Genomic DNA, 4,399 nt, shown 5'->3' with positions numbered 1-4,399 from the left:
CCACCTGGCCCCCACCGCTCGGCGACGAGCCGGTCGGGATCGGGCCGGTCGGGTACGGGCCGGAGGGGCCCCCGTCCGGCGGGGACGGGACTGCTCCTGCGGGCTGCATCGCGTGCTCCTCTCCTCGCCGGGCCACCGTCATGCTCCTACCCCTGCCGGCAGGACCTGGTCGCCTGCCGTGACGGTCATGCGTACGGTGGGCCAGTCGCGGTCGACCGTCACCACGGTCAGGTCGGCGCGGGCTCCTTCGGCCAGCGCGCCGCGGTCGGTGAGGCCCGCGACGGCGGACGGGCCGGAGGTCACCAGGGCGACCGCGCGCGGCAGCGGGGCGATCCCCTGCCGGGCGAGCAGGAGCGCCGCCGCCAGCGGCGCCGACGGGAGGTAGTCGCTGGACAGCGCGTCCACCAGCCCCGCGGCGACGAGCCCGGCCGCCGCCACGTTGCCGGAGTGGGAGCCGCCGCGCAGCACGTTCGGCGCCCCGGCGACCACGTGCAGCCCCCGGTCGCGGGCCGCCCGCGCGGCCTCGAGGGTGGTGGGGAACTCGGCCACGGACACCCCGTGGGCCACCGCCGCGTCGATCTCGTCCGGCGTCACCGGGTCGTGGGCGAGCAGCCGCGCCCTGCCCAGCGCCGCGTACTCGGCGAGCCGCCCGAGCGCGATCTCCCGGTGCCCGATCCGCGTGTCGCGCTCGGCCACCAGCGTCTCCACCCTCAGCCGCGCCTCCTCGGCCGAGATGCCCTCGGTGCCCTCCAGCCAGCGCCGGTACACGGCCGGGTCCCGGTACTGCCCCTGGCCGGGCGTGTGGTCCTCGAAGGAGACGAGCGGCGGCGGCGTGGGCGTACCGGACAGGGAGGTTTCGAGGGCCGCCAGGCCCTCGGGGTCGCGGGCGTCGAGCCGGTAGAGGATGTGGTGGTCCACCAGCGCGTGCCCCGAGGCGGCGCGCTCGCGGATCGCGGCGTCGAGGCGGCGCGCCCGCTCGACGGTGCGTCCCTTGCGGTTGTGCGACTCGAACGCGACCCCGTGGAACACCGTGGTGACCCCGGCGGCCCGCACGCGCCCCTCGAAGGAGGACACCCCGAAACCGACCTCGAACTCCGCCCCCGGCCGCGGGCGCAGCTCGGTCTCCAGGCCGTCGCTGTGGGTGTCCACGATGCCGGGCAGCAGCAAGGCGCCGCGCAGGTCGGCGGCCTCGGCGGGCACGGCGCCGGGCCGGGCGGCCCCGACGTGAGTGATCAGGCCGTGCTCGATGACGACCAGCGCGTCCTCGATGACGCGGTCGGGCAGTACGGCCGTGGCGTGCGCGAGCACTCTCATCGGGCCACCTCCAGGTTCAGTCGGGAATCACGCAGTACGGCGCCGGGCGCCCCTTCGGCGGCCACCCGGCCGCCCTCCAGCACCACCACGCGGGTGGCCAGCCGCTCGATGGCGTCGAGGTCGTGGAAGACGGACAGCACGGCCACGCCCGCGCCCGTCAGGTCGGCGATCATGGACAACACGGCCTCCCTGTTCACCGGGTCCAGGGCCGAGACCGGCTCGTCGAGCAGCAGCAGCCGGGGCGGCGAGATGGTGCCGGCGGCCAGGTTGACGCGCTGCTTCTGGCCGCCCGACAGCACGGTGGTGTGCATCGCCCACAGCCGCTCGTCGATGCCGAGCCTGCGCAGCGCGCCGGCGGCCGCGTCCCGTGCCGCGTCCGGGTCCATGCCGCGCGCGACGCCGGCGCGGGCCACCACGTCGAGCACCGCCCGGCGCGGCTCGGCGCGCAGGAACTGCGAGACGTAGCCCAGCTCCCTGCCGCGCAGGTCGGCGACCTGGGCGTCGGGCAGCGCGGCGAGGTCCACGACCGCCCCGGACGAGGTGCGCAGCAGCACGCGACCGGACGTCGGCACGTACGTGCGGTAGACGCACCGCAGTAGCGACGACTTCCCTGCGCCGGACGAGCCGGCCAGCGCGACGTGCTCGCCCGCGGCGACGTCCAGGTCCACGCCGTGCAGCGCGCCCACGGTGCGGCCGTCGATCGTGTGCAGGGTGAACGACTTGACCAGCCCCCTGATCTCGAGAACGTTCATCCGCGCGCCGCCGCCACGAGCCGCTGGCTGTACGGGTGCTGCGGGTCCTCCAGCAGCTGGTCGGTCAGGCCCGTCTCGACGACGCGGCCGTGTTGCATCACCATCACCCTCCTGGTCAGCATCTCGATGACGCCGAAATCATGGGAGACGACCACGGCGGCGACGCCGAGCCGTTCGAGCAGGTTCCTCAGCAGGTCGAGCACGCCGGCGGCGACGGAGGCGTCCAGGCCGGTGGTGGGCTCGTCCAGCAGGAGTACGGGCGGCCGGTTGGCCAGCGCCTTGGCGATCTGGACGCGCTGCCGCATGCCTCCCGAGAAGGTGCGTACGGGGTCGTCCATGCGCGACAGCGGCACCTCGGTGAGCTCCAGCAGCTCGGCGGCCCGGTCGCGGATGCGGCCGAAGTTGCGGGCGCCGGCGGCGGTGAGCCGTTCTGCGATGTTGCCGCCCGCGCTCGTGTCCAGGTCGAGCCCGGCGGCGGGGTCCTGGTAGACGACGGCCACGCGGTCGACGCGCAGCCGCCGCCGCGCCCCGTCGTCCAGGGCGAGCACGTCGGTGGCGCCGTCGTCGTACGCGCGCAGGTACGCGCTGCCCCGGCTGGGCCGCTCGTCGCCCGCCACGCAGCGCATGACGGTCGACTTGCCCGAGCCGGACTCGCCGACGACGCCCAGCGCCTCGCCCGGCTCCACCTCGAAGCCGACGTCCCAGGCCGCCACGACCGCCCCGGTCACGGGAGAGACCGACGTGCCGTGCTCGGGGCCGGTGCCGGTCAGCGACCGCGGTCCTTCCTCGCCGTAGACCCGGCCGAGCCCTTCCACCTTCAACGCCCAGCTCATGACCGTCCCTCCCGGTGACGCGCGCAGAAGTCGGTGTCGCTGCACACCCACGACACGGTGCCGTCGGCGGCGGGCACCTCGACCAGGTACGACCCGTCCGAGCCGCAGTGCCGGCAGGCCGCGCCGGGCGTGTGCTCGACCTCGAACGGGATGTCCTCGAACACCAGCGGCTCCACCCGCGTGTGCGGCGGCACCGCGTAGATCCGCTTCTCCCGACCGGCCCCGAACAGGGTCAGGTGCTCGGCCCGGTCCAGCTTCGGCACGTCGAAGCGCGGGATCGGGGTGGGCGAGATCAGGTAGCGGCCGTTCACCATGCAGGGGTAGCCGGCCGTCTTGGTGACGACGCCGTTGCGGACGACGTCCTCGTACAGGCCGACCCACATGCGGGAGTAGTCGGCCTCGGCGTGCATGCGGCGCTGCTCGCGCACGTCGGACTCGACGGCGCGCAGCGGCTCGGGCACCGGCACCTGCAGCACCAGCACCTGGTCGGCGCGCAGCGGCGTCTCGGGGACGCGGTGCCGGGACTGGATGACGGTGGCGGCGCGGGTGTCGGTCTCCTCCGCGCAGCCGACGTGGCCGACGACGAGGCGGCGCAGGTTGGAGGCGTTCACGCCGCCGTCCTCGCCCTGGTCGATGACCTTGAGCCGGTCGCCGGGGCCGACGAGGGCGAGGGTGACCTGCAGCCCGCCGGAACCCCAGCCGCGGGCCACCGGCATCTCGCGCGAGCCGAACGGCACCTGGTAGCCGGGCACGGCCACCGCGGTGAGCGCGGCCCTGCGCACCTCGCGTCTGGACAGCTCGTCGAAGATGCCCCGGGGGCCGCCGTCGCCGGCGAGTTCGGTGATCGTCCTCATCGCGCGGCCGCTTCCTTCCTGGCGGCCCGCACCGCGCGCTTGCGGTCGAGCACCGACCGGAAGTCGACGTAGTGGGGCAGTTTGAGGTGCTCCAGGAAGCCGGACGCCTCGATGCCGTCGAGGGTCAGCAGGACCTCCTGCTCCAGGCTCGACCGGCCGCCGTCGCGGTGCACCAGCAGGTCGAGGCCGGCCATGGCGATGGCCTTGCGCTCGTTGTGGCCGAAGCACATGCCGTAGCCGACGTCGAGCCGGCTGCGGTCCTCCTCGGCGCGGTCGAGGTCGTCGATCGTCTCCACCTCGGTGACCCGGACCCCGGCCACCGTGACCGGGTTCCCGGTGAGCGGGTGGCGGACCCGCACGGGCAGGGCGCCGTGGCGCACCTCGCCGGGGAACTCGTGGTTGTGCCGGCCCGGCTGGAACGTGTACGAGTACCACAGGTGCACGAGGGAGCCGGTCTCGGCGCGGGCCATCGCGGTCAGCCGGGCCGAGCGGGGCACGCCGGGGCGGACGGGGGCGCGGGTGATGTCGTACGGCTCGGGGTCGTCGTCCGTACGCCGCTCGACCAGCAGGTCCATCGACCGCAGCAGCCCGAGCAGGCGGGGCGGGCGGCGGGGGTCCTCCCCGTTCACGTGCGGCGGTTCCGGGT

The 4,399-nt window shown here is 74.9% G+C and carries 5 protein-coding genes; all 5 read right to left on the bottom strand.

All coding sequences use genetic code 11. From position 1 onward, the window contains the following. Positions 1-138: 138 nt before the first annotated feature. Entirely contained in the window at positions 139-1,314 is a 1,176-nt protein-coding gene (locus E1286_RS46270) for an alpha-D-ribose 1-methylphosphonate 5-triphosphate diphosphatase (RefSeq protein ID WP_132623627.1), read from the bottom strand. After that, the gene (locus E1286_RS46265; protein ID WP_132623625.1) at positions 1,311-2,066 is read right to left on the bottom strand and encodes an ATP-binding cassette domain-containing protein; all 756 of its coding nucleotides are present in this window, start codon (positions 2,064-2,066) and stop codon (positions 1,311-1,313) included. The genes E1286_RS46270 and E1286_RS46265 overlap by 4 nt, the downstream gene beginning before the upstream one ends. Next, complete coding sequence (locus tag E1286_RS46260; RefSeq protein WP_132623623.1) at positions 2,063-2,899, bottom strand: ATP-binding cassette domain-containing protein; 837 nt, start codon at positions 2,897-2,899, stop codon at positions 2,063-2,065. The genes E1286_RS46265 and E1286_RS46260 overlap by 4 nt, the downstream gene beginning before the upstream one ends. After that, positions 2,896-3,753, bottom strand: coding sequence for an alpha-D-ribose 1-methylphosphonate 5-phosphate C-P-lyase PhnJ (locus E1286_RS46255; RefSeq protein WP_132623621.1), 858 nt, complete (start codon positions 3,751-3,753; stop codon positions 2,896-2,898). The genes E1286_RS46260 and E1286_RS46255 overlap by 4 nt, the downstream gene beginning before the upstream one ends. Beyond that, the coding region (locus E1286_RS46250) for a carbon-phosphorus lyase complex subunit PhnI (RefSeq protein ID WP_165970244.1) at positions 3,750-4,399 on the bottom strand (650 nt) is incomplete at its 5' end. The genes E1286_RS46250 and E1286_RS46255, both read right to left, overlap by 4 nt.

Source organism: Nonomuraea terrae, assembly GCF_004348995.1.
Taxonomy (GTDB): Bacteria; Actinomycetota; Actinomycetes; order Streptosporangiales; family Streptosporangiaceae; genus Nonomuraea; species Nonomuraea terrae.
The sequence above is the reverse complement of the archived record's forward strand: the minus strand, read 5'-3'. Positions and strand labels throughout refer to the sequence as shown.

Coding starts and splice junctions, on each gene's coding strand:
- E1286_RS46260 (WP_132623623.1), bottom strand. CDS start 2,899: ATGAGCTGGGCGTTGAAGGTGGAAGGGCTCGGCCGGGTCTACGGCGAG.
- E1286_RS46255 (WP_132623621.1), bottom strand. CDS start 3,753: ATGAGGACGATCACCGAACTCGCCGGCGACGGCGGCCCCCGGGGCATC.
- E1286_RS46270 (WP_132623627.1), bottom strand. CDS start 1,314: ATGAGAGTGCTCGCGCACGCCACGGCCGTACTGCCCGACCGCGTCATC.
- E1286_RS46265 (WP_132623625.1), bottom strand. CDS start 2,066: ATGAACGTTCTCGAGATCAGGGGGCTGGTCAAGTCGTTCACCCTGCAC.